The sequence below is a fragment of the Paenibacillus dendritiformis genome (assembly GCF_015845845.1).
In the GTDB taxonomy this organism is placed as follows: domain Bacteria; phylum Bacillota; class Bacilli; order Paenibacillales; family Paenibacillaceae; genus Paenibacillus_B; species Paenibacillus_B dendritiformis_C.
Window position 1 is genome coordinate 1 of the sequence record NZ_LDIG01000283.1, and the last position, 26,038, is coordinate 26,038.

Consider the following 26,038-nt stretch of genomic DNA (forward strand, 5'->3'; position numbering starts at 1 on the left):
CAAAGTCACTTTTCCCTTGACAAAGTAGCCCCAGGTACGCGTAGACCACATCCGGGTGAGTGACCGTGGGTTGATGTACACCGGGAAGCGAGGAACGAGTCAAGCGCTTGGCAATCTGGGTATGGGAAAGGAGCAAGCCAATGAGGGCAAGACCGGAATGAGCGGTCAGCATCTCCACGGACTGATCCAGTTGAAAACGTACGGGTTTCATCAATGGCACCTCCGGGGTGAGTTAAAGAAATACGGGAATTCTTCCCTTTTTCCTTATTTTACTTTACCGGCGGCTCATTTTCTAACTTTTCTATGATTTCATTTCACGGATTCAGGTAAAAGTCAGTTCTTTTTTGATTAACTACACCTTATACATTCATGAATATAGTTGCATGAATTCGGTGGTATTTATAATTACATACAGAATATAGATATTTCAAGGAGGTGATATTTGGGCCAAATTAATCGGGATTGACTGGATTATTTTGAGCGCATCTATGATTTTGGTTAGCTTGCCTAGCCAATGAGGCGACGTAAATAGCCTGTTATAAAAAGCTTTAGAGAAAAAAAGTCGGAAGAAAAACTAAACGTCACATTCGCAGAGTGGCAGAGACAGAGATGGTAAGGTCACCATTACAAGATAATACGAAATCTCAAAATAGGGGAGGACTTGGCGTGAATAAGTTGTTTAAAATCGGTTTGTTGTCGATTAGTTTAATGACTGTATTAGGTACATCTATTCATGCAGCACCAACAGCAACAACTACCCCGCAATCTACATATACGATGGCTGCTAAGATTCAGAATATAACTTTAGGTATTGGACAAAGTTATAAAGTGAATAAAAATTATTCGTATCACAAAAACGAAAACCCTAGGGTCGCAATAGTCACAATGGGCTATATTGATGCCCGTGGGACAGGGACTACTATTATCAGGTTCTATGATAAAAACGACAACGAAGTTGCGGCATACAGAGTTACTGTAAAAAACATCGTATAATAAGTCAGTCGCTGATGAAGAAAATGTGAAATAATAACGAGCCGTTGAGGAAAGAATCCCACGGCTCTTTTTAAATTGCTCTGCTTCAAATTATTTTACTGTGTACCCACGTACCTTTCTTGTAAAATTTTATCTGCACTGTCATCCACATTAGTAAGTAAGCAGGGGAAACATCCCGCAATCTTTGCATTGCATAATTTTTAGACGTGACATTATAATTAAAAAAACATGTTTTTGATGTCATAAAGAAAGCTAACGAAACCCTAACATGTTTCTAAGAACAGAGGGAAACAGGCTAAAACAAAACCTTTTTTTGTTAATATGTGGAAAAATAATGTAGATCAGAACTTTAAGAAAACACAAGGAAAGTCCGCCTGACCTAGGATTTTCCGGGCAACCGTGGAGGTTCAAGCTCCTCCACGCTCACCCGAATCATGGAGCCCTTGTCGGGCAAGGGTTTATTGCTGTTTAAAGGAGAAAAACCGATCAAGATGGAATGTCAGGAGGGGAATGGATGTCTCGAGAACTGCGGCCATGCTGGGATACGTTCCGTATTCGCCCTCTCCCTGACTGGGAGCGTGCGGCTGACTCTGGACGACTCGCTTTATCGAAGGAGGAGCTGCTCACCGAAGCAGGAATCCGCCGTCTGCTGCCGGAGGCGAAGCGCCTGTACCGCTGTTCGGACGACAAGGTGGCTGCTTCGCTCTTTATAAAGCGGTATGCGCATCCTCTCGCCGGGGGAGCAATGCATGCTTTTTCCAGGTTGGGACGATTGCTTGATCCGGCCAAATGGTCCTTTGCCCTTATACTCGACGCATCTGGAGATATCCATATCGTAGGAGAGCCAGAGCTTGAGCCCGATATGGGGAAAGGCAGACAGCTTGCGCGGGATCGGCAGATACAGCTTTTGTTCAAGGAACATTTTAACCGATTATTTCACCTGATGAACCAGGTATGCGGCATTCCAATAAAAGTGCTCTGGGCCAATGTTGCGAACGTGCTTGAGTATTATTACGATCTTTGGGCTGCAGAGGCGCAGACAACGACGCAGGAGCGGCTTTTGCAGGAAGATAGGAACTGGGTATTGCGCGAGGCAGCAGGCGCCTTATACGGCCAATACGGGGCCAATCCGTTGGCATTCAGCTACACGGTTATCCCGCATCCTGCACAGAAGGGCAATACGTTGAGGATTCGCGAAGTCTGCTGCCTTAAGTTCCGAAGCGACCAAGGGGTTCATTGCACGACCTGTCCGCATGTTACAGAGCAGGAGCGGGCCGATATTTGCAGAATGTATCACTAAACAAAAAATTATAAATTTCATGTTGCAATTATAATTGTTTTATGATATATTATTACTTGTCGCTTCTGATAAAACTTGATGGAGAGACAAGATGCGGACATAGCTCAGTGGTAGAGTATCGCCTTGCCAAGGCGAGGGTCGCGGGTTCGAATCCCGTTGTCCGCTCCAGAATAAATGCGCCCTTAGCTCAGCCGGATAGAGCGTTTGACTACGAATCAAAAGGTCGGGAGTTCGAATCTCTCAGGGCGCGCCACTTTAACAAATGGATACGCATCGGGACGTAGCTCAGCTTGGTAGAGCACCTGGTTTGGGACCAGGGGGTCGCATGTTCAAATCGTGTCGTCCCGACCATTTCTTTGCGGGTGTAGTTCAATGGTAGAACTCCAGCCTTCCAAGCTGGTAGCGTGGGTTCGATTCCCATCACCCGCTCCATCATCTGCATTCTGCGGGAAGCGAACCCTAGGGTTCGACCGTCCGTGCAGGCATCGAAGCAGTGCTGAATCAGGACGCGCGTCAACATGAACCGCCAGGCCTGCCGCAGGCAGTCCGAATCGGAGCATGTTGAGTATTCCCATCACCCGCTCCATTATCTTCTTGATGCCGGAAGCGGACGTTCAACACTTGTTGAAATTCAACGCAAGTTGTGGTATAATAATTAATGTTGTAAAATAATGCGGACATAGCTCAGTGGTAGAGTATCGCCTTGCCAAGGCGAGGGTCGCGGGTTCGAATCCCGTTGTCCGCTCCAGAATATGCGCCCTTAGCTCAGCCGGATAGAGCGTTTGACTACGAATCAAAAGGTCGGGAGTTCGAATCTCTCAGGGCGCGCCACTTTAACAAATGGATACGCATCGGGACGTAGCTCAGCTTGGTAGAGCACCTGGTTTGGGACCAGGGGGTCGCATGTTCAAATCGTGTCGTCCCGACCATTTCTTTGCGGGTGTAGTTCAATGGTAGAACTCCAGCCTTCCAAGCTGGTAGCGTGGGTTCGATTCCCATCACCCGCTCCACTAATATTACATGCCATACATATTTCGCACCGAACGGACCTTCGATGAGAGGTCCTTTTTTTATTTCCAAATGCGAACTTCCGAACTAATGAGAGGATGCGCATAGGTAACGTCCGATTTTTTCATAATAAAGTAAAGATTTTCGAGTTATTTTGTAGTATGATGTTAGGAAAGCCAAAATCCGTTGGAACAGGATTGGAGAGATAGGGGGAGACGAATGACAGACCTTACGTTAACCGGGAGCAAAGCGAACTCCAACAACTTGTTGCGGAGGGACGTTCGTTTTCTGGGTAATATCCTCGGTGAAGTGCTTGTCCATCAGGGCGGGAACGAGCTGCTTGACATTGTGGAGAAGATTCGGGAAATAAGCAAATCGTTGCGAGCTGTATTTCTGCCAGAATTATACGAAGAGTTCAAACAACTGATCAATACGTTGAACCCAGATATCCGGCATCAAGTGATACGTGCTTTTGCGATTTATTTTCAGTTGGTGAATATCGCGGAACAGAATCACCGCATCCGGCGCAAGCGCGATTATGAACGTTCCGCCGGGGAGACGGTCCAGCCGGGCTCGATCGAGAGCGTCATTCTGGAATTAAAGGAACGCAATTGCTCGGAAGAGGAATTGCGCGAGATTCTGGACAGCATCTCGCTGGAGCTTGTCATGACCGCCCATCCAACCGAGGCCATGCGCCGCGCGATTCTCGACATTCATAAGCGGATTGCGGAAGACATGATGCTGCTTGATAATCCGACGCTGACGTACCGGGAGCGGGAGCAGCTGCGCGACAAGCTGTTGAACGAAGTCATTACGCTGTGGCAGACGGATGAACTCCGGGATCGGAAGCCGACGGTATTGGATGAAGTCCGCAATGGACTGTATTACTTCAATGAGACGTTATTCGATGTTCTGCCTGAGGTATATCAGGAGCTGGAACGTTGCCTTGATAAATATTATCCGACGCAGAGCTGGCATGTGCCGACTTATCTTCGGTTCGGTTCCTGGATCGGTGGAGACCGGGACGGCAATCCGTCCGTCACTGCTGAAGTAACGTGGCAGACGCTGCAAATGCACCGCAAGCTTGCGATTCGGAAATACGAAGAACGGCTGAAGGAATTGTTCCGCAGTCTGAGCTTCAGCACCAGCATTGTACAAGTATCCGATGAACTGCTGCAGTCGATTGCGGCCGATCGCGAGAATGTCCCGTTGAAGCGGGCCGAAGTTTGGAATAATGAAAAAGAACCGTATCGCATCAAGTTAATCTATATGTTCGAGCGATTGAACAATATGATGGACGAGTCTACGCGAGACACTTCTGCGCGTTACCGCGATCCTGTAGAATTCGTAGAGGATCTGCGCATCATTGATCGCAGTCTTCGCCATCACTATGCGGATTATGTAGCCGATACGCTTGTCACGAAGCTGATTCGCCAAGTCGAATTGTTCGGCTTCTATATGGCCGCGCTGGATATTCGCCAGCACAGCAAAGAGCATGAGAGCGCCATGACCGAGATTTTGGCCAACATGAAGATTGTCGATAATTACGGCGCGCTCAGCGAGGAAGAAAAAATCGATTTGCTTCATAAACTTTTGCAGGACCCAAGACCATTGGTGTCGTCTTATATAGAGTACAGCGAGTCGACCCGGGAGTGTCTGGACGTCTACCGTACGATTCAGCGCGCCCAGAAGGAGTTCGGCGAGAAATGCATCACCAGCTATTTGATCAGCATGGCGGAAGCGGCCAGCGATGTGCTGGAGGTGATGCTGCTTGCCAAGGAAGTCGGCTTATTCCGTCAGGAAGCGAACGGCAAGGTTCACTGCACGCTTCAAGCCGTTCCGCTGTTCGAGACGATTGACGACCTCCATGCAGCGCCAGGCATCATGAAGCGGTTGTTCGACCTTCCGATTTACCGGAGCGCCGTCACCGCGATGAACGAGGTCCAGGAGATTATGCTGGGGTACTCCGACAGCAACAAGGACGGAGGCGTATTTACCGCCAACTGGGAGCTGCGGATGGCGCTGAAGGAATTGACAGCAATGGCTCAAAACTATAATGTTAAAATTAAGTTCTTCCATGGACGGGGCGGAGCGCTCGGCCGCGGGGGAATGCCGCTGAACCGGAGCATTCTTGCCCAGCCGCCGCACACGATCGGGGGCGGCATCAAGATTACGGAGCAGGGCGAGGTTCTGTCCTCCCGTTATGCGATGCAGGGCATTGCTTACCGCAGTCTGGAGCAAGCGACCTCTGCGCTCATTCAAGCCGCTATGCTGGCACGGACAGACCATACGGATTTGTACGAATCCAAGTGGAAAGAGCTGATGGAGAGCATTTCCCAGACGTCGTTGAAGAAATATCAGGATTTGATTTTCCGGGATCCGGATTTCCTGACTTACTTCAAAGAATCGACGCCGCTGCCTGAAGTCGGCGAGCTGAACATCGGCTCCCGGCCTTCGAAGCGGAAGAACAGCGACCGGTTTGAGGATTTGCGTGCCATACCATGGGTGTTTGCGTGGACGCAGAGCCGATATCTGCTGCCGGCGTGGTATGCGGCAGGAACAGGTCTGCAGAGCTTCTATCAGGGCAAGGAAGAGAATCTGGCCGTGATGCGCGACATGTACCGCCATTATTCCTTCTTCCGGTCGATGATCGACAGCCTGCAGATGGCCTTGGCCAAGGCCGACTTGGTCATCGCCAAGGAGTATTCCGGCATGGTGAAGGATGACGCCGTGCGGGAACGCATCTTCCGCCTGATTGAAGAAGAGTATAAGTTAACGTCGGATTTGATTCTCAAGATTACGGGGCAGCAGGAAATTCTCGACAATGTCCCGGTCATTCAGGAATCGATCCGGCTCCGCAATCCGTATGTGGATCCGCTCAGCTATATGCAGGTTGGTCTCGTATCCGAATTGCGTGAACTGCGTGAAGCGGGCAATGACAATCCGATTCTGCTGCGTGAGGTGCTATTGACCATCAATGGCATTGCGGCGGGACTTCGGAATACAGGTTGATGGCTGACAAGTAGGAATCACCGTATATAGGATTCGTCGATTCGACCAGCATAGGAAGCAAGCGACGATGCAGTCGAGTCTTGAATATTCAAGACTCGACTTTTCCTGTGTAGACGCAGGACAGGTTCAACGAGACAGAAAGGAATCGTGTGCCGGGGAGACGGGCCTTGAAGCGTGGAAGTGGGTATAATGCCTGTGAGCCACGCATAGATTCGACGGCCGTCGTGCAGCGTGATAAGTGGACGGATGGACAGAGTACAGGGGACGGTGCTCCATAGGTTCGGATTCCTGCTTGCGATGTCCGGCATTGTCATTGTACCGCAATGATTGTAGACATCGGCATTAACGGGCAGTGAGGATGGAGGGAGACCGTGAATACATTGGAGAAACGGCTCGCGAGATTGGCCCGCAAAGGTGACACACGGGCTTTCGCCGAGATTGTCGAGTTATATAAAGATAAGATCTATCACCTGGCCTACCGCATGCTGAATAATCGGCATGAGGCGGAGGACGTGGTGCAGGATACCTTTTTGCGCGTATACCGCAATCTGGACCGCTATGACGAGAATCAGAAGTTCTCCACGTGGATCTACCGCATCGGGACAAACTTGTGCATCGATCGGCTCCGCAAGCGGAAGCCGAACTATTCTCTCGACGCCGAGATGACGGAGCAAGAGGGCGTGGACAGATATGCGATGATTCCAAGCGACGACCGGACGCCGGAATCGTATTTGATTGTCAGCGAGACGCAGCGGATGGTGCAGGAAGCGATTAATAGCCTGCCGTCCAAATATAAATCGGTCATGGTGCTCCGGTATTTGCAGGATATGTCCCTGCAGGAAATCAGCGATGTGCTGGATATGCCGGTCACGACAATCAAAACGCGCGTGCACCGGGGCAGGGAATTTTTGCGCAAAAAGCTGGAACGGAAATTATAGGAATTAATAACAAGTTATTTGTTTGAAACTATTCGCTTGCTGCAGCGTAACGTATAGGAGACCGGCAAATGTCCGACTTCTCTTCCGGCCGGATAGAGAATTTCGCATTTGCGGGTTATTTTATGAGACTTCAAGAAAGGACTGGCTCAAATGGATTGCAAACAAGCCGTCTCATTGATGCATGATCTTCTGGATGACGATTTGGACCGAGAATGTGCGGTGGAACTGAAAATGCATATGCTTGGGTGCCCGGCTTGCCATGAGCGATTCCGTGAGTTGGAGCAGACGGACCGTCTGCTGTACGGGTTCAATCATCGTTTGCAGCCCGTATCCGAGGATCTCACCGACCGCATAATGAGTATCATTCCGAAGCCGAAGCAGCGCAGCGCCTTTTCGGTATGGGTGAAGCGGCATCCTGCAATTACGGTGGCGGCCGTCTTTGTTTTGGTGATGATGACCAGTTGGCTCAGTATGTGGAATTCAGATAAACAGCTCGTCGTGAAAGGCTCGAATTTGAATGGCGTTGTCATTGAGAACAACGTCGTTATTGTGCCTCCAGACAAGGAAGTTGCCGGGGATCTGACGATTCGCAATGGCGCAGCCGAAGTGTACGGCAAGGTGAAGGGAGACGTCACCGTCATCGACGGGAAGCTGTTCCAGGCATCCACCGCCAATATTTCGGGCTCGGTTCACCAGATCGACGAAGCCATCAGCTGGATATGGTACCAAATTACTAGTTTGTTCGGTACAAGGCCGGATACCCCTTGATGGGGAACGCCCGGCCTCTAGACCGATATCAAGCTCTCCTGCGATGTCTGTAGGAGAGTTTTTTGGTTCAGACAGGAGTTTTGCGTCATGGCGGAGAAAAGTATATAGTTAAGTTCATGAGAGAACGCTGTAGATGAATGATTTTATCAGGGAATGTTGGGGGTACCAGCATGAATTATTTTACGGACATGACGTGGCCGAACATGCTCAAGGATGTTATTGATATTTTGGTCGTAAGCTATATTATATACCAGTTGCTTGTCCTTATCCGTGGCACTCGCGCCATCCAGTTGTTGAAGGGGATTTTTGTCCTCGTCATCATCTGGGCGGTCAGTACATGGTTTAATCTATATACGCTGAAATGGTTAATGAATCAGATGTTCACCTTCGGGGTGCTGGCGCTGGTCATCATTTTCCAGCCGGAGATGCGGCGCGCGCTGGAGCAGTTGGGCCGAGGGAAAATATTGGGGCGCCGCACCGCCGTCGACGAGGACGAAACGGCTCGCATCATCGGGGAACTGATTAAGGCCGTGAATTATATGTCCCGGCGGAAGATCGGGGCGCTCATCGTCTTTGAGCGCACAACGGGGCTCAATGAATATACCGAGTCGGGCATTGCCATGGAATCGAGGCTTAGCTCCGAACTGCTGATTAATATTTTCGTTCCGAATACGCCGCTGCATGACGGCTCGGTCATCGTGCGCGGCACCCAGATCGCGGCAGCCGCCTGTTATTTGCCATTATCGGAAAATCCGTTCATCAGCAAAGAGCTCGGGACGAGACACCGCGCGGCGATCGGAATCAGCGAGGTGAGCGATGCCATCTCCGTGATCGTTTCGGAGGAGACGGGGCAGGTCTCTCTGGCGATGAACGGGCAAGTGGTCCGGGACATCAAGGAAGAGTCGCTCATCTCGAAGCTGTTCGAGGAATTGAAGCCGCCTGCCAAAAAGGAACGCCGCTTGTTCTGGAAACGAAAAGGTGAGCATCATGGATAAATGGTTAATGAACAACACATCCGCCAAGATTATCGCGCTCCTCATCGGGGTGCTGCTGTTCATCGTCGTACATAAGGATGATCCGGCAAGTGTCTCGGTTCCTCCGCTTATGGAGACGCGATGGATTGACAATGTCCAGGTGCGTACCGTCGGCCTGGATACGAAGCAGCATGTAATCAAGTCGATTGCGCCGGATTCGGTGCGGATTCAAGTGCGCGGGAAGCGAACGACGATCGCTGCTGCGCTGCCGGAAAACTATAAGGTGATTCTGGATTTGACGGGCTATGGACCGGGCAAGCACGTCGTTCAGCTCCAGCATGATTTCCCTCCGGGCATCGAGCTTCAGGCGATGGAGCCGTCGGGCGTCACGGTCGAGCTGGAGGATGTGCAGACGAAGGAGTTCGAGATTCAGGTTCGCACCGAGGGAGCGGCCGCCCAAGGATATAAGCCGGGGACGCCGATTATATCCCCGTCGAACCGGGTTCATGTGACGCTGCCGGCGTCGCGGATGACGGAGGTGGCCGCTGTCTCCGCCGCCGTCAATATCGAGGGGGCCAACGAGTCGGTCATCGCCAAGCGCGTGAAGCTAACGGCCTATAATGACCGCGGGCAAGAAATCGAGGATGCGGTCATCACCCCTTCGGTCGTCGAGATTGAAGTTCCGATCACGAAGCCGTTCAAGACTGTTCCGCTTCAATTGGATCTGGTCGGACAGCTTCCGAACGGGCTGGCCGTCTCTTCGCTGGTGCCGAGCGTCAACCAGATTACGCTGTATGGTCCTCAGGAAGTATTGAACAAGATTGAATTTTTCGACGGGGTTCAAGTGAATCTGAAGCAAATCGACCAGGCCGGACAATATAAGCTGAACGTAACATTGACGCCGCCGCCGAACATTGAGAAAATAGAACCGAGTGAGATCACGGTGGATGTCGTCGTATCCGCCGTGAAGCAAAAGGTGATTACCGGTGTTCCGATTACGCTCACCGGGGAGAATGACCGACTGGAGACATCCATTGTGGAACCGGCTACCCGCAAGCTCGATGTCGCCGTCGTCGGTGCGCCGAACCTGATCGATGACATGACCGCCGGCGATGTTCAGCTTATCGCGAACGTGAATGATTTGCCGGCCGGCACGCATACGATCAACGTTCAGGTGAATCTGCCCCGCTTCGTAAGACGAGCGGAACAGACTCCGCTCACGGTAACTGTCGAGATTCGGGATAAGGGGGAGCCCGCCACGACAAATCCCGTTCCGGAAGGCGGCGGCGATCCGGATAACGGAACGCACGGCGCTACGGAAGGGAATCACCCAGCTACAGAACCAACCGAGCCGAACGGCTCGAGCCATGAGGAAGATCAGACGCCGGAAGAACAGACTTCCACCGATCCCGGCGACGACACGCTCACTCAGGAATAACGAATATAATCAGCATGTGAACGATATATAACAAGTAATCGAGGAGCTGCCATCCCATCCGGCCCGCCTGGCGCGGCGGATGCATGCAGCGGAATGAAGGAGAGCAGGTTGTAATGGGGAAATATTTCGGTACAGATGGCGTACGCGGTATAGCCAATACGGAGCTTACTGCGGAGCTTGCTTATAAAATCGGCCGCTGCGGCGGTTATGTATTAACAGGAAAGGCAGCTACAAAGCCTAAGGTGGTTATCGGCATGGACACCCGGGTATCGGGACGCATGCTGGAGGCCTCGCTGACCGCCGGGCTGCTGTCCATTGGCGCGGACGTGATCCAGCTCGGCGTTGTCACGACGCCGGCTGTCGCCTATCTTACACGAGAGCTGGGGGCGGATGCAGGCGTCATGATCTCCGCTTCCCATAATCCGGTGGAGGATAATGGAATCAAGTTCTTCGGCCGTGACGGCTTCAAGCTGCTGGACGAGACTGAACTGGAGATCGAGCGCCTGATGGATGCGGCGATCGACGAGCTTCCTCGTCCGATTGGCCGCGATCTCGGGACGGTCACTGCCGACACGGAAGCGAAATGGCGTTATGTCGAATATTTGAAATCAACGGTGAAGCATCGGTTCGACGGCCTGAAAATCGTGCTGGACTGCGCGAATGGAGCGGCGTATGAACTGGCTCCCCGCCTATTCCGCGATCTGGGCGCCGAGGTTATTGCGATTGGCGCCGAGCCGAATGGCTTGAATATCAATGCCGAGTGCGGATCGACTCATCCGGAGCATTTGAAGCGGGAGGTCGTGAAGCAAGGAGCCGATCTCGGATTGGCCTTCGACGGAGATGCCGATCGGCTGATTGCCATCGATGGAGCGGGAGAAGAAGTGGACGGCGACTTCGTGCTGCTCATCTGCGGCGAGGCGATGAAGAAGGAAGGCCGCTTGAAGCAGGATACGATCGTGACGACCGTCATGAGCAATATCGGCTTCTTCAAGGCCGCAGACCGTCTTGGGCTGAACACGGCGAAAACAGCGGTCGGGGATCGCTACGTGATGGAAGAAATGCGCCGCGGGGACTATAACCTGGGCGGGGAGCAATCCGGCCACGTTATCTTCCTGGACTACAATACGACAGGCGACGGCATGCTGACCGGCATTCAATTGGTCGACACGCTGAAGGGCAGCGGCAAGAAGCTGGACGAAGCCCGGCAAGTGATGCGCAAGTTCCCGCAGGTGCTCGTGAACGTGCGGGTTGAGGATAAGAGCAAGTACAAAGACAATCCGGCTATCGAAGAAGCGATTGCTTCGGTGGAGCGGGAGTTGGGGGACAACGGCCGCGTGCTGGTGCGTCCGTCGGGGACGGAATCGCTCATTCGCGTCATGGCCGAAGGCCCGGAAGTCGACGTTGTCGAAGGATATGTGAAGCAGATTGCAGACGTCATCTCACAGGAATTGAGCGTATCGAACTAGGGGAGCAAGCCGTCTGTCCGTGTCGAGCGGATGGGCGGCTTTTGTCCTAAGTTGCCGGGAGACCGGTTGCCAACAGGATGCAACATGAATATAATAAGAGCAGATTCCGCTGTGGCAGGATGGAGGGACAGCTTGCCGGGCTTCACGACATCACAGCAGTAGCCGGCTGACGCACGGAGTCGACAAGCATGCGCGGAATACAAAGTAGATTGTGTTCCAGTCGGTAAGACTCTGGAGATCGCTCGCGCGATTCGAAGAGTTTGCCGAACGGAAGCATGCACGGTACACGATTCAATAAGGAAAGTGAGGGCAGCGGCATTTCGCAGGAAACTGCATCATAAGCGCCAGCACTTGGCACCAGCGTTCGGCATGCTGGACAAGTGGACGAGGTGGAGGTGTTCGGAATTGTTCGGCGGGGACCTCCCGGTGCGCCAACGGCACCGCAATGGCAGGACGGAAAGCGGCAAGGCGACTTGCCGGACAACGTCTGCTTACGTTGACAGGATGATTATCGAATTTATAGGAACGAAAATATATACGAAATGGGCTGGCTCATGAATGGACGCGCACATCGGATTCGGATAATTTTTCCGGACATGCTGCTGTGCATCGCTCATTCCTTGCACAACTGAATATCACGAACTGCGGTTCCCCTTTGGCAGGACGTTCGTTCCTGGACAGGGGGGGCAGGCCCTAATGCCATGCATCGATGCGTTGTTGCAGGCAGCATGGCTTCCGTGTGCGGCGTCCTTCGCTTACGCCGGCATAACGGAGGTTGGTTTAGGATGTGTGGTATTGTCGGATATATCGGTGCAAGAAATTCTCAAGCTGTATTGTTGGATGGATTGAGCAAGCTGGAGTACCGGGGCTATGATTCGGCCGGCATTGCCGTATTTACCCCGGATGGGCTGCAGGTCAGCAAGGCCCAAGGCCGCCTGGCGGTGCTCGCTTCCCGGCTGGAAGCGAAGCCGCTGGAGGGGAACGTCGGCATCGGGCATACGCGTTGGGCGACGCACGGGAAGCCTTCGGATGAGAATTCTCATCCGCATACGGATGCTTCGCGGAAGTTCTCCGTCGTCCATAACGGGATTGTGGAGAACTATATGGAACTGAAGGAGGAGCTGATCGCGCAAGGGGTTCATTTCGTGTCCGATACGGATACGGAAGTGATCTCCCACCTGATTGCCCGGGAGTACGATGGCGACATCGTCAAGGCGGTCCAGCGAGCGACTTCCCATATGCGCGGCGCTTTCGCGTTGGCCGTGTTGACGGAATACGAGCCGGATAAGCTGGTCGCGGTGCGCTTTGCCAGCCCGCTTGTCATCGGCATCGGCGATGGAGAGAATTTTATCGGGTCGGATATACCGGCAATTTTACAGTATACGCGTCGAGTCTATATTTTGAATGACGGAGAGATGGCGGTCCTTACCCGGGACGCTGTCGAATTGATGACACTTGAGGGGAATTTTATTTCTCGGGAAATGATTGTTGTCGATTGGGACGCGGTCACTGCAGAAAAAGGCGGATATGACCATTTCATGCTCAAAGAAATTCATGAGCAGCCCAAGGCGTATCGGGACACGATGCGCGGAAGAATTACAGAGAACCGCAGCGGCATCAAGCTGCCGGAGCTGAACGCGCTCAGCGCAGAGAAGCTGCGGAGCATTCGCAATATACACATTGTCGCTTGCGGCACCGCTTATCATGCGGGTCTGGTTGGACGGACGCTCATCGAGCAGTGCACGGGCATTCCGGTCGAGACGGATGTCGCGTCGGAGTATCGGTACCGCTCGCCGATTATTACCCCGGAGACGCTGGTCATCGTGGTAAGCCAGTCGGGAGAGACGGCCGATACGCTTGCCGCTCTGCGCGAAGCCAAGCGCTGCGGCGCCGCGGTGCTGGCCATTACGAATGCGGTCGGCAGCTCGGTCGCCCGCGAAGCGGATGACACGATCATTACGTGGGCCGGACCGGAGATTGCGGTCGCTTCGACGAAGGCGTACACGTCGCAGCTGATTGCCTTCATGCTGTTCAGCTTGTACGCCGCCCAGACGCTGGGCACGAAGGACCAAGCTTGGATCCGGGAGCAGCTTGCCGCGATGCAGGCCTTGCCTGAGCAGGTCGAGCGCATCCTGGAGCAGGCTGGCGAGCTGAAGCGGGTGGCCGAGGAGATGGCCCGGCATGAGCATCTGTTCTTCATCGGACGCGGCCTCGATTATGCTGTTGCGCTCGAAGGCTCGCTCAAGCTGAAGGAGATCTCGTACATTCATTCCGAGGCCTATGCGGCCGGGGAATTGAAGCACGGTACGCTGGCCCTGATTGAAGAAGGCGTGCCTGTCATCGCGCTTGCGACCCAGTCTGCGCTCCTGGAGAAGACGGTGAGCAACATCAAGGAAGTGAAGGCTCGCGGCGGAGTCGTCTTCGCGGTCACCGACGAAGCGAACGCCCCGGCGCTGCAGAAGGCGGTCGACGGCACCTTTGTCGTCCCGGCTACGCTGCCGCTGCTCACGCCGGCCCTCGCGGTCGTGCCGCTGCAGCTTATCGCGTATTACGCGAGCCTGGCCCGCGGCAATGACGTCGACAAGCCGCGGAACTTGGCGAAGAGCGTGACAGTGGAGTAAAGGGTAGATATGGCGGGGAGTTATTGTGCAATGCAAATAAAGTCGTTTGCCAGCAAATTAAAGTCGTATTGAGCAATTAAAAGTCGTATCAGAGTCGAGTAGATGCAGGATTGATTTCCTGACATTTGCTCGGCTTTTCTTATTGGGGCAGGGGCGGGTTACTCAGGCCTTGCTCTTGCGTTCGCTCAGGCGATTCCTGTACCCTTACGATCAGTTCCAGCTAACGGGCAGAAGAGTTTAATATACTGTAGAGCGAAGCTGTTGATGAAATTTCCGAATTTTACAATAAAGAATCTTCGGCTGGTTCGAATGTTCTTGATTTCTTTTTCGGTTGATAAGGTAAGGCTGGTCAGTCTAAAACTTATTTTATGGAGTCTGGTGGTATGACAATTCGAAAAGTGTTTAAAAATGGAATTTTTTCATCCGTTCGTTTATAATCAAATAAACGAACGGATGTTTTTATTTTGTAGGGATACTAGGTTCCTTAACTAAATTCGACAGGGATAGGTAAAACCTTCTGTTATGAAAGTTCAATGGTTCAACTTATATACTACAAGAACGTATATTCGCTGACAATCTATAGGTACTCCAATATTGTATCCTATATTTATCTTCTGTAATAAGGAATGGTGATCATATGGCTGATGTGGACAAAGACAAGCGGCAGGTCATGCTCTTTTACTTGATTACAGGCATCCAGAAATGGCAGGATAATTTCGGTGTAATTCCAGACGAATTGTATACGGGGATGCTTAGGTTTATCCAACTATCTGCCGAAGGTAACCCTAATCCTCCGGTGGATCTTTATCAGTTCGTGCAAATTCTTCATAAGCCCTCACGTGAATGGGGTATCCCGAACCTCGAGAACGACTACCCAGAACATGCCCCCTTACTTGAAGAAGAAATCGGTTTAGTTGCCGATACGGATGAGTTTATGAATCGCTATATTTCTCCGCAGGATGCAGAGCAGCAGAACATGTACGACATTCTGAAGTACTGCAGGGAGGATGGCAGGCAACTGCGAGATGAATATACTGCCATCCGTACGTTTCTATCCGAAAAACAACATGCAGTAATCTCTGCTCGTGAACTTAATGATTTTGTTGAAAACTTTCAGGACTCTGAACTTATTAAGTTGATCAGACATTGTTATCAGGAAATTACACAGGAACTGACTAATTTCCGAATATGCCCACATTGTGGCTGGACGATGGAATACAAACATGATCGGTGGCGCTGCAACAAGGAAAATATTTGTCATTCGCTTGCGGATATGGAGATTCTAGCGTCTTTTGAATTCGGCAATCAACGGGTATTTCGTCTGAATCCCGGCATTCAGCGTTTTGTTTTGCTGCCAGGAATCTCGGAGCTTCGTTTAGCTGAGCGTTTGCGAAAAAAGGGATACGAAGTAGAAATGTATCCGAACGTTGATCAATTTGATCTTTGTGTCAAACAAGCAGGCAGGGATTTTTTTCTGGATGTTAAGGATTTTAAAGATCCGCGGACACTGGCGAGCTTTTTTAATGAGCAAGATGCTTCTTACCTTGAAAAGTATAAGGAGCATTGTGTGATTGTCGTTCCGCAATATCGGAACCTATTGTTCCGCGAATATCGAAAAAGGGCACAAATGTATTTGAATGAGACAGCGCGGCACTGTATTCAAATTGTTATGGAAAATGAAGTGGAACAAACGCTTCAGGAGGTGTTCATGTGAGGAAGACGTATTGGGAGTTGTCCGAGGATATCGCCAAGGAGTTTGAGTCGTTAAAGCTTAGTAAACATGATATTGATATATTAATAAGTATGGAGCTATTAATGACTGGCTGCCAAAGGATTGATCCGAAATTAAGAGTCGATCAGGCATGGTCACTTTTAGTAGGTTACAACGAACCCTTCCTGCCTGATCTGACACAGATAGAGCTCATTACACGCATGCGAATTCTTTTTCCCGAATATCGCCATAAAAAGGTGCTATCCAGAAGGATAAGCCGATATTCTGAATTGTACCGTGGCTGCCGGTTATATGATATCACGGAAGAAGGGACAGCTGAACGAATCTCGCCAAAGTTCAGGGCAGATCGATTGACCATCTATAATCGCATTCTACAGCAGCATATTCCTAGAAAACGAAGTACAAAAACATTTGCCAGTGCAGGTCAATTTAGTTACAAGCGTAGAATCCGTGGTGGTGAATCCATTACTTTTAACGGCAAAATATCGGATGCATTATTGAAAAATCCTTCAACACCCTTTCCAGCTTATCGTTCCAAAACGATCCGCTCACTTTCGTTACCTTACAACGGATCCAAGATTGCTGAAGAGATGGACGGTTGTCAGAATGGAGGGACGATGTGGCAGAGCCGAGCAAAAACGGTCATTCTCGAATCTATAAAAGGTAAGCAACCGGAATTGATATATAAAGGGAATGTTCATATTGGTGGTGGATTAGGCGCAGGGAAATCGACCTTTATGATATTGGAAACTTTCCGATTGGTGAAGAAGACAGGTGCCAAAGTTGGTTTTATCGAAGGAAGTGTGGCTCAGGTCCTCGAACGGGTTAAAGAGCTTCGGCGTCTTGGCATTCATGCAGTCCCTGTCATCGGTAGAACGGGAAGAAGCAAGCATCAGCAAAATTATCTTTTCGCTAATATGAATCGAATTCAGAGCATCAATGATTGGCAAGACGAGCAGCACGAATCACTTATGCATATATCTGATGTGTGCTTGATCAAAGCATTAGCCAAGGATTACGAACGCAATAAAGCGTATCCGTGTTTACAGTTGCGCCAAAATGATAGTGCAGTTGTTTGTCCACTTGCCCATAAATGCGGGATATATCGAGACTTTTCGGATTTACAGAATGCTGAAGTGTGGGTAACTACAGCCTCCAGTGTGTTGAAGACACGTATTCCGGAAATCATTGATTCGTACTCCAGGACGATATTTGAAGCAATGTATGACCTACTGGATGTCATATTTGTAGATGAGGCGGATCAGGTGCAGAAGCAGTTCGATGAAGCCTTTTTAACGGAGTACAATGTGTTTGGTTCTACAGAGGATATTTTTGAAAAACTAAGATTCGATTCGAGCCAGCTCACAAATGGCGAGTATGGTCAATATGCTGGGGATTCAGCCATCATTGAATGGAACGACCGCTTGCGAATGTTGGAGCACATGGTCTGGCGGATATACGCGAAGCTAAACGATTCAGCTACATTAAGAAATAATATACGTAGAAATCTCATCCGTGTAACGGGACTAGCCGGAACGCTAAGTGAGAAATTATCCACCAATCAGAAGGAGAACAAACGGATCTTTAATTGGTTATTGGAATATGCCTCCGATCCATATAAGGACAAGCGGCTATCGGGTATTGCGAATGAGCTTGTAGACACGGACAGCGCGGAACGAAAACAGGAGTGGATTGATAAGCTTGTCTCCAAGGTAAAGGGGCAAGTAAAACCAAGAGTGAACAAACAACTCTTATACGCTCAGTTGGAGTTCTTCGTCTACCTGTGCCGGGCGGAAGAGAATATCAAATATATCTTGACGGCATTTCCAATGATACAGGTCAAATTAGGTTTATCGATTGATTTTTCACCGCTCTTTACTATGCAGAAGGATTACGAAGCATTTATGAAAGAAGCCATGACGGGAATTACGCTTGGTTATAAGTATGATCTGTCTGATGGTGAAAATTCAGGTAAATTCAAGCTGATCGAATACACGGCGATCGGAAGAATATTATTGAAAGAGTGGCATCAATTATATCAAATTAGTGATGGAAAAGAAGGACCTGCAGTTGTCTTCCTATCGGGGACAAGCTATGCACCTGATTCAGCGCATTATGATTTGGAGACCTCTTCAGATTGGCTGTTGAGAGCCGGTCGACAAAGTTCCCAAATCCAGCTTTATTATAAACCTATTCTCAATATGACACGTGGAGAGTTCTATGAAATTTCAGGAGTACGTGATCCTGAATACAAGAGTGAAAACCTATCGGGTATGGTTAGACAATTAAAATCAGATGTGAATTATGAACTAAGTTACTGGAAACGGCAGGGGGAATCGCGTCGCGTTCTACTGGTCGTTAATTCTTATGATGATGTCGAAACGATACGACAAGTATTCTCAGAGGATCCCGTTTGGGCATGCCGATACAAAGCACTTGGCAGGGACTCGGAACTTAAGGAAGATGAACTTACGAGAAGCCTGATTGAAACTTTTCATCAGCAGTCGGCAGAGGTATTGATAGTTCCTCTGTTGTCTGTGGGAAGGGGATATAACATCCTTGATCAGGAAGGTGGGGCCTTGTTTGGCAGTGTGTACTTTTTGGTAAGGCCTTATCCGGTGCCAAATGATCTGAATTACTTGGTTCAGATCTTGCATGCACATCTGCCTCAATATATGAAGAAAATTCAGAAGAAAGGTCTTCATTACGATAGAGCCATTAATAATTTGCGACAGATGAGTAGTGGCAAGTTAGAGAGCATGTACCAAAAGCCGGATTATTGGTCTTTGCTTACTGACGATGAACGGGAGATGATGGGCTGGTACACCTTTGTCCCTGTTTGGCAGATGATTGGCCGCTTACTTCGGGGTGGCAGGGATGCCAGGGTCTTTTTCTGTGATGCCAAGTTCGGCGCCAGACCGGCTGGTCAGCAGAAAGGACTTTCTATGCTCGAAGTATGGAAGAACATGATGGATAAACACAGAAATGACGTCTTATTCCAAAGTTTATATGGTCCGTTTATGAAAGCTATTCAACATATGGATATGGAGGATGAAGACATTGAAGAACCTTAGATTGATGCAGTTATTTGAATTAGAAGTCAAAGAGGAAGCATTTTATGATGAGGTTGTTCATTTGATGTATATGCCGCCAAGCTGGCGTAACTATTTGAAGGATCAGACTTATTCAGAGCAAAGTTCAGCCCGACAAGGAAAAAGTTCGAATGATTATAAGCTTGCATTTAAAGTTAAGCCGTTAGGGAAAAAACTGCAAAGCATTTTTCCGGAGATCATTAATGTGGCACTGGACTACAAATTTGTTGAGACTGATTTGCCGTGGATTGTAGCAACGGAGAAAATATCGGAGTCACTTATAAAAAGATTAACCTTGGGCTGGTTGGCTTCCGCCAAGAAATGTACAGTCTCTGAGTTGCCTGAAGATTTGAAGAAGGTTGAATTGTCCTGGATTACGACCCGTTTTGGCGAGATACCTACAGACCCAACTCAAAAGATTATCGATAAATATCAGTGGTTGCCAGCGTTTGCTGCCCTTAAATTTTGTGCTGAACCTAGAAAAGTAGAATTAGGTCAGGGAATCATTAAGGAATTTCAATTTTATCATACTATTTTTAATGGCAAGCATGAGTGTGTAACCGAGCCGTACATGAAGTCTAGCAAGCATGATCCATTTTCTTATGCCCTAAGAGTGAGTCTGCAAAATCGAGGTGGAGATGCGGACAGAATGTTACTATCCGTTTCTGTGGGGAGACGAAGATATGTAAAGGACTCCAAAATAAAGATGGATAAGAAAGCAAAGGAGTTAGTATGTTATCTAAAAGACAATCATGCTTGTTCGGTACTTGTGTCTGTGCAAAACCCAGAACTTGATCAACATACAAAGTCTTTTTCGCAGCTTCAATTTGAACGATTTTGGGATAAAAACAAGGAGACTTTTACACGCTGGAAGGATGCATTGGATAATCTGTATTGGGATATATTGTATGGGGGAAGTTTTGAAGCTGATATGCTGCTGACTCAACCCATTGCTTATTTGGAGGGAAAAGGGGGGATTACGGCCTGGGTCGTAAATCATAACTCATTTAGAAATGCAGGTAACTGGGTTAAAGCTGGATTAGGTATATCGGAAAAAAGAGGGTTATTCAATGCCTTTAAAGAGGTGCTTGCTGCATACGATATTAAGCCGTTACAACCTATTGTAGGAATGCCTAGAAATAAGATGAACAACAAACGTCTTCCGATCGTTTGCCATAAGGCTCAAGATATTATTATTGAAGTGTATAGCAGTAAAGAGATGTTTGCAGCGATGAAGCAGGCCTATACTACTCCTCTAAAATTTATTGATACAGTCTCAAAAAAAGAAGCAGGTGTTGTTATTTTTAAGCGCCAAATTTCAGACTCTATGTACGAACTTAACAGCAACAAAGAAGTTACCGTGGAATTTATACATCGAGATCCAGAAGGTATTGTACATGAGCTGGAGATAGGAACCTATACGGCAGACATTGCATACACCAAACTGGTAGAACAAATGAAAAGGAAACTGGCCATATATTCAACTCACCGTGATAAAAAGACACTTGCGTTAATTGAATTAAACGGAAAAGATTCGTGGCGCGAGGGGGCAGATCCGAAAACAGCGATCAGAGATGCTATGAAGCAGTCCGGTCGTTTATCCCAATTTATTGAACCACTTACTAACCAAAGAGATGTTTCTGATGAGATTGTCGTAGAAGGCGATGAAGATACTGGAAGTAATACGGATACGGGACGCATGGTGAATGCACTCCTGGACTTATTGAACGATGCTGGTTTTCTAAGTCATAATGTGACCAAACTTGAGGAAGACAAATTAATTCTGTCTTTCCATGTACTCAAGGCTGATAAGGACTACTTGCCTGTTGTTTCTAAAATGGATGGAACAGAGGTTGTGATCAAAATGTTGGGTGCTGACACTTGGATACCGCTAGGAGATGCACCTTTCCATTTACATCGTGCAAAGATGCTTAAACAGCCAAATAAATACAAGAATAATAGCAGTGCTGTTTTTAAAGCATTTGTCACGCAAGTGATTGAGAACGAGTTGGATCGAGACGATAGACCGATTGTGGTCATGATGAATGCGCAGCTAAGAAAAGGATGGTTGGATGTTCTTCAAAATCCCCGTATACAATATGATGTCGTCCCTTATTTAAATGAACGTTTGGCGAATGAATCTCGAATCAAGTTTATTCGAATTAATACGACTCAGGATGTACCTCAATATCGTATTTTTGATCCGGCAAATGAAGATACGCCTAAAAAAGAAAGTGGTATTTTTAAAGATCCTCTGGGAATCTATTATGGAGTAGGGGGAAGACCGAGTGCTTGGAAAGGTTCACTTGTAACGGATATAAAGTTTACTAGTCCGTCTAAACTTTTACTGCAACAACGGGCAGTTGAATGTATTCCTTTAGGTCCGCTGGACGAAAACGAACGTGATGAACTGGCAAACTTGGTCGATCAATTGCGAAGAGTGGGTTTGACCTTTGACACCCATACCGTTGATCCGTACCCGATTAAGGTACTGCATATTTTGTCTAAGTATCTTACAGGGAATGAAGAGTTTTTTGACGATGGGTTTGATGAAGAGGTCGAAGTAGTAGAAGAGTCTGATGAAATTCCCGTTATGTAAACTAAAACAAGCAATCAATGCCCCTCAGGAATGAGAGGGCATTTTTTAGCCCGTTGAGTGCGTGAAACGCACGAAACAAAAAACCACCCGCTATGCGGGTGGCTACTGTGTTTTTTCGGAGACACTGAGTTTGTCTACATTACGCTTCTTATACTAATATTGAAAACGCTCAATAATGCGATTGTAATCTTTTCGTAGAACATATGGGATCATATCCGGCATTTTCAACAATAAATACTTCAGCGCTTCTTTTTTGAATTCAGATAAGTGCGGATAGAGGGCTATAAGTATTTCGCTGGTCATTTCAGCGCTGCCCAGCGTTCGGTGTTTTTTTGTGCGAGAAGCCATTCTACAACTGGAGTGCGCAGTAAATCAAGCTCATCATTAGGAATATCGCTCTGTTGGACAATTCCTTGGTTTTTTTGTGGGTTAATAAGTCATACAGGTTTTGCAGTTTTGCATGGTTCGACAAGGATGCGCGAAATAGAACGGTTACTGTGTCGATTATTCCGTTATAGTAGACAAGCTGAAGAAACCGGTTGTTCTGCGGGCTGATTGCTCCGCACTTGTCAATCAGAAACGCACGTGCTGTATCGTCAAGTATACGGTCGCAAGTAATACGGGTAGGGTCCAACTGATGCGAGGAAGATTGCGGATAAACATAGTATTTGTGTAAGGAGTCTGCAAGGATGCCGACACGGCTGGCATTACGAAAATTTTCAATGGCAAACAGGGTATCATATCCGTAGTGTATACTTGGCATACGTGAAAAATCAAATCTGCGTAAAACCGACACTTTGTAAAGTTTGCACCATACAGTCCTCATAAACTGATGATACGCAGGAAAATAGGTGTTGAACATATCTGGTGTATCTAATATGAGGCTTTGATCCAATTTGCGAATAGCAATCAGATTTTTGTTCGTCTCATCGATAAAATCATGTCCACAAGCGACGACATCGAGATCGTAATTCGATATAAACCGTACCATGTTCGTCAAGAAGTTCGGTTTGTATTCATCGTCGGCGTCGAGAAAACAGAGATAATCGGAATCATCGTAATTCTCAATGATTTCTGTCCAACTGTTACCCTTTTCATGAACATGATTCTGCTTGTTTCTAAGCGCAATAATACGCGAGTCTTTGGACGCATATTGTGTTATGATTTTGCCTGTTCCGTCTGTCGCGGCATTATCCAGCAAATACCAGACCCAGTTCTGCTCCGTCTGGGCGAGAACGCTTTCAATCGCGCGCGCTATCGTTTTTTCCGCATTATAAGCGTATGTGTAGAAAATACACTTTTTCAAGCAGCAATTCATCCCCTAAGCATTTAAAAATAGTTTCATGCATTCGCGGGATTTTTCCCAGCTTCTATAGATTATGTGCGTTGATACAGAATGTTGCTTCGTCCATACCGAACGGCTTCTTGTGGTTCCCGCAAAAGCGTGCACAATTTGAACAGGCCAGTGTACAGGCGCTGGTTCTATCAATAGGGATAATTCGTATCTTTTCTGGCCACCACATTGTATTGCTCCCTCTTATCAGCTAAGTAATTCGTCATATATTTTAGTTGCTTCTCACAGCCTGTAAGGCGGTTCGATGTGATGTTCTCACACATGCTTTGCATAAAAGCGAGCAACGATTTTTCAATATCTTGGGCAATTTCCGGTGCACGTGTGGAGAGATATTTTGCCCGCGTGTGATACATCGCCAAATACTCATCAAGCAACTCCGGTGTCATCTGCTTGTTGTGTATAAACGCCGTCATGTTGGACGAGTGTTTCCTGAAATAATACATCGCGATATTCCATACGGCTATTCGCCGCGCCCGCTCAAATACCTTGTAGATAACGTGAATGTCGTCCACCAGCACATTGTCCGGGAAGGACAGGCCCGCCCACAAACTGCGCCGAAAGAGCTTGGTCGGCGGCGCAGTGTTGTAAAGCCGACGCTTCAATAACTCTCTTAATCCTTGCAATCGGTCAAAAACGAACCGCCCATTGCCAATAAAGCATGGCTCCAGCCTGTCCCCGAAATCGTTATAGCTACCGCATATGGCAATATCGGCATTCTCTTCGCGTGCAAGATCGGGAAGAAACGAGAGCATTGTTGGCTCGCACCGGTCATCGTCATCTACAAATAAAACATATTCGCCCGTAGCGGCAGCAAGACCGCTGTTGCGTCCAAACGATGCACCGATGTTTTGCGGAATTGTTACTAGTTGTACCCGCGCATCCGCTTCCGCGTAAGCCGCACAGAGCTCCGCCGTACCGTCGGTTGAACCATTGTTGACCAGAATCAGCTCATAATCATCGAATGTCTGATTCCGCAAGGAGTCCAGCATGACTGGCAGATACTGCTCACGGTTGTATGTAAGCAAGATAACGCTAATAGACGGCATAGGCACCTCCTGCTGTTATAATTCGACGATAAGCAAATCGCTTTCGTCAATACCAAGCGCGAGAAACTGTCTTCTGAGTTCTTCCCGCACATTTTGGTATCCCGATACAATCAGGATCGTTAGGGGCTTGTCACCAGCTATCTCCGTTACAGCGGCAGGGAGGCGAACAGGAATTCCATCAGCTAACATTCCGTTTTTTTGTACATCGTTATCAAAAAAACCGGAAAAAGAAAGTCCGCTTGCCTCAAAAGCAGTTTTCAAATATAAACCAATATGGCCGGTCGGAGCAAGATATATATCCCCTCCCTTTGCTAAAACCCTCTTCGCTATTTGCTCAACGATGTTAAAGCATTGTACCCGCACACGGGCAAGGCCCGCCGCCGCGCCCTCTGATACCAGCGTATCCATTACAGAACAGCCGGAGTCTTCCAAGGTCGTGACCGTACCTATCCAATCTTTTTGCTTCAAACATGCATCTATCTCGGCGGCGATTTCGGTTATTTGCTCATCGCTCACGGTGCATAATGCGGTACGAGTTGGTAACGAAATTGCTCCATATAGACGCGGACAAAGCCGCGCTCTTGTTCCGTTTTTGTCGCGTATCGCATCAACCATGCCAAAGAGAGCAAAAGCTTGCAGCACTCCGAAACACCCTTGGACGCCGTTATCCTTGAGATCGATGACGAACGCACACGGTACAAGTAAACCAGCGTGTCAACGTAGTATACCGATCGTGCCGATAACAAAGTACGGATAGATACGTAGACATCATGATAAATATTGGCTGGTGTCTTTAAACGTTTTACGGACGCATTATAATACTCCCGTAATTTTCGTGCAAAAATCAGCCGCCACGTTGCTACATTAAACGGCTGTGCTTCGGTCAGATATTCAAGGGCTTGATCCTTACTGCGTCCGTTAATGCGTTCGGTTAGAAAAGATTTGTCCGTAAAATTGATGACACTTTCCTCTAAAACTGTACTGAACCGCCCAAAAAGCACATCGGGAGCATGGCTTCGTAAAATATTCACGATTTCGCCATATGCGCCCGGAACCAACATATCGTCGCCATCTACATAATGTATATATTGCCCCCGCGCTTTTTTGGTGCCGTACATGATTGCCTTGCCGAGAACCGGCTCACCGGTCAGCGCGTAATATCGTATCTGCTTATGATGCGCCGCGTATTCTCTGCAGATGGCATCGCTCCCGTCAGTAGAGTTGTTATTGACCAAAACGATCTCGTAATCATCAAAGGGCTGAGTCATGATGCTGTCCAAACATGTTTTTTGCAAGTGAAAAATGCTCAATTTTGCAGCCAAAAGTGCCAAGGCACTTGCCACCTCAAAGCTTACAACGGGATTCGTTCCATAGCTTGTTTGAAACGGAAGCTCTCGCCTGTAAACGAAAGAATATGTGCATGGTGCACCAAGCGGTCGACCAGCGCAGATGTAAGCTTGGTATCCCCAAAGATGGAGGTCCACTGGCCGAATTCCAAGTTAGACGTCACAATAACACTTTGCCTTTCATAGCAATCCGCAATTACATTGAACAGTAGTTCCGCCCCCGTCTGGCTAAAGGGCACATATCCGACTTCATCCAGGATAAGTAGGTCTACCTTTCTCAGTTTCTCCCGGAACCGGCTCACCGTGCCTGCCGCGAACTTCTCCTGCAGAATTGCGACCAGGTCGGAAGCC

The 26,038-nt window shown here is 48.6% G+C and carries 18 protein-coding genes, 8 tRNA genes and 1 pseudogene; 21 read left to right on the plus strand and 6 right to left on the minus strand.

Annotated elements, in window-relative coordinates; all coding sequences use genetic code 11:
- Positions 1-211: pseudogene (locus tag ABD76_RS27690) on the minus strand (IS1380 family transposase); the annotation flags it as partial.
- A gap of 455 nt (positions 212-666) precedes the next feature.
- Here ABD76_RS27690 and ABD76_RS27695 point away from each other — a divergent pair.
- From ABD76_RS27695 to ABD76_RS27795, 21 genes are all read left to right on the plus strand, one after another.
- A complete protein-coding gene (locus tag ABD76_RS27695) occupies positions 667-993 on the plus strand; it encodes a hypothetical protein (RefSeq protein WP_197260106.1) in 327 nt (108 codons plus the stop codon).
- Positions 994-1,507: 514 nt separating this feature from the next.
- Positions 1,508-2,293, plus strand: a complete 786-nt coding sequence (locus tag ABD76_RS27700; protein WP_197260107.1) for an IucA/IucC family C-terminal-domain containing protein — start codon at positions 1,508-1,510, stop codon at positions 2,291-2,293.
- Positions 2,294-2,386: 93 nt separating this feature from the next.
- Positions 2,387-2,461 (plus strand) — tRNA-Gly (locus tag ABD76_RS27705).
- Between the two features lie 8 nt (positions 2,462-2,469).
- Positions 2,470-2,546 (plus strand) — tRNA-Arg (locus ABD76_RS27710).
- Positions 2,547-2,567: 21 nt separating this feature from the next.
- Positions 2,568-2,644 (plus strand) — tRNA-Pro (locus tag ABD76_RS27715).
- Positions 2,645-2,651: 7 nt separating this feature from the next.
- Positions 2,652-2,725 (plus strand) — tRNA-Gly (locus ABD76_RS27720).
- A 241-nt stretch (positions 2,726-2,966) separates the two neighbouring features.
- A tRNA-Gly gene (locus ABD76_RS27725) sits at positions 2,967-3,041 on the plus strand.
- 6 nt (positions 3,042-3,047) lie between these two features.
- Positions 3,048-3,124, plus strand: a tRNA-Arg gene (locus ABD76_RS27730).
- A gap of 21 nt (positions 3,125-3,145) precedes the next feature.
- A tRNA-Pro gene (locus tag ABD76_RS27735) sits at positions 3,146-3,222 on the plus strand.
- 7 nt (positions 3,223-3,229) lie between these two features.
- Positions 3,230-3,303 (plus strand) — tRNA-Gly (locus ABD76_RS27740).
- Between the two features lie 217 nt (positions 3,304-3,520).
- A complete protein-coding gene (gene ppc / locus ABD76_RS27745) occupies positions 3,521-6,313 on the plus strand; it encodes a phosphoenolpyruvate carboxylase (RefSeq protein WP_197260108.1) in 2,793 nt (930 codons plus the stop codon).
- A gap of 371 nt (positions 6,314-6,684) precedes the next feature.
- Positions 6,685-7,251: an RNA polymerase sigma factor SigW gene (gene sigW / locus ABD76_RS27750; protein ID WP_197260109.1), complete on the plus strand. Its 567-nt coding sequence runs from the start codon at positions 6,685-6,687 to the stop codon at positions 7,249-7,251.
- Between the two features lie 150 nt (positions 7,252-7,401).
- Positions 7,402-8,019, plus strand: a complete 618-nt coding sequence (locus ABD76_RS27755; RefSeq protein ID WP_197260110.1) for a zf-HC2 domain-containing protein — start codon at positions 7,402-7,404, stop codon at positions 8,017-8,019.
- Between the two features lie 170 nt (positions 8,020-8,189).
- Positions 8,190-9,014 carry a diadenylate cyclase CdaA gene (gene cdaA, locus ABD76_RS27760; RefSeq protein ID WP_197260111.1) on the plus strand — a complete coding sequence of 275 codons (825 nt, stop codon included), beginning with the start codon at positions 8,190-8,192 and terminating at the stop codon, positions 9,012-9,014.
- Positions 9,007-10,431: a CdaR family protein gene (locus tag ABD76_RS27765; RefSeq protein WP_197260112.1), complete on the plus strand. Its 1,425-nt coding sequence runs from the start codon at positions 9,007-9,009 to the stop codon at positions 10,429-10,431. Before cdaA ends, ABD76_RS27765 begins: the two co-directional genes overlap by 8 nt.
- 113 nt (positions 10,432-10,544) lie before the next feature.
- Positions 10,545-11,897 (plus strand): phosphoglucosamine mutase, encoded by a 1,353-nt coding sequence (gene glmM / locus ABD76_RS27770; RefSeq protein WP_197260113.1) that lies wholly within the window; start codon positions 10,545-10,547, stop codon positions 11,895-11,897.
- A gap of 785 nt (positions 11,898-12,682) precedes the next feature.
- Positions 12,683-14,518, plus strand: a complete 1,836-nt coding sequence (gene glmS, locus ABD76_RS27775; RefSeq protein ID WP_197260114.1) for a glutamine--fructose-6-phosphate transaminase (isomerizing) — start codon at positions 12,683-12,685, stop codon at positions 14,516-14,518.
- 269 nt (positions 14,519-14,787) lie between these two features.
- On the plus strand, positions 14,788-14,853 hold the full coding sequence (locus ABD76_RS31135) for a zinc ribbon domain-containing protein (RefSeq protein WP_197260123.1): 66 nt from the start codon (positions 14,788-14,790) through the stop codon (positions 14,851-14,853).
- Between the two features lie 302 nt (positions 14,854-15,155).
- Positions 15,156-16,232 (plus strand): restriction endonuclease-related protein, encoded by a 1,077-nt coding sequence (locus ABD76_RS27785; protein ID WP_197260115.1) that lies wholly within the window; start codon positions 15,156-15,158, stop codon positions 16,230-16,232.
- Positions 16,229-19,324, plus strand: coding sequence for a pPIWI_RE_Z domain-containing protein (locus tag ABD76_RS27790; protein ID WP_197260116.1), 3,096 nt, complete (start codon positions 16,229-16,231; stop codon positions 19,322-19,324). Before ABD76_RS27785 ends, ABD76_RS27790 begins: the two co-directional genes overlap by 4 nt.
- Entirely contained in the window at positions 19,311-21,941 is a 2,631-nt protein-coding gene (locus ABD76_RS27795) for a pPIWI_RE module domain-containing protein (RefSeq protein WP_197260117.1), read from the plus strand. Before ABD76_RS27790 ends, ABD76_RS27795 begins: the two co-directional genes overlap by 14 nt.
- 349 nt (positions 21,942-22,290) lie before the next feature.
- Here ABD76_RS27795 and ABD76_RS27800 read toward each other — a convergent pair whose 3' ends face one another.
- The 5 genes from ABD76_RS27800 to ABD76_RS27820 form a co-directional block, all read right to left on the minus strand.
- Positions 22,291-23,247 carry a glycosyltransferase family 2 protein gene (locus ABD76_RS27800; RefSeq protein WP_197260118.1) on the minus strand — a complete coding sequence of 319 codons (957 nt, stop codon included), beginning with the start codon at positions 23,245-23,247 and terminating at the stop codon, positions 22,291-22,293.
- 179 nt (positions 23,248-23,426) lie between these two features.
- Entirely contained in the window at positions 23,427-24,341 is a 915-nt protein-coding gene (locus ABD76_RS27805; RefSeq protein WP_197260119.1) for a glycosyltransferase family 2 protein, read from the minus strand.
- 15 nt (positions 24,342-24,356) lie between these two features.
- Positions 24,357-24,857, minus strand: coding sequence for a hypothetical protein (locus tag ABD76_RS27810; RefSeq protein ID WP_197260120.1), 501 nt, complete (start codon positions 24,855-24,857; stop codon positions 24,357-24,359).
- Positions 24,854-25,672 (minus strand): glycosyltransferase family 2 protein, encoded by an 819-nt coding sequence (locus ABD76_RS27815; RefSeq protein WP_197260121.1) that lies wholly within the window; start codon positions 25,670-25,672, stop codon positions 24,854-24,856. The genes ABD76_RS27810 and ABD76_RS27815 overlap by 4 nt, the downstream gene beginning before the upstream one ends.
- Positions 25,673-25,692: 20 nt before the next feature.
- On the minus strand, positions 25,693-26,038 hold a 346-nt coding region (locus tag ABD76_RS27820; RefSeq protein WP_197260122.1), incomplete at its 5' end, for an ATP-binding protein.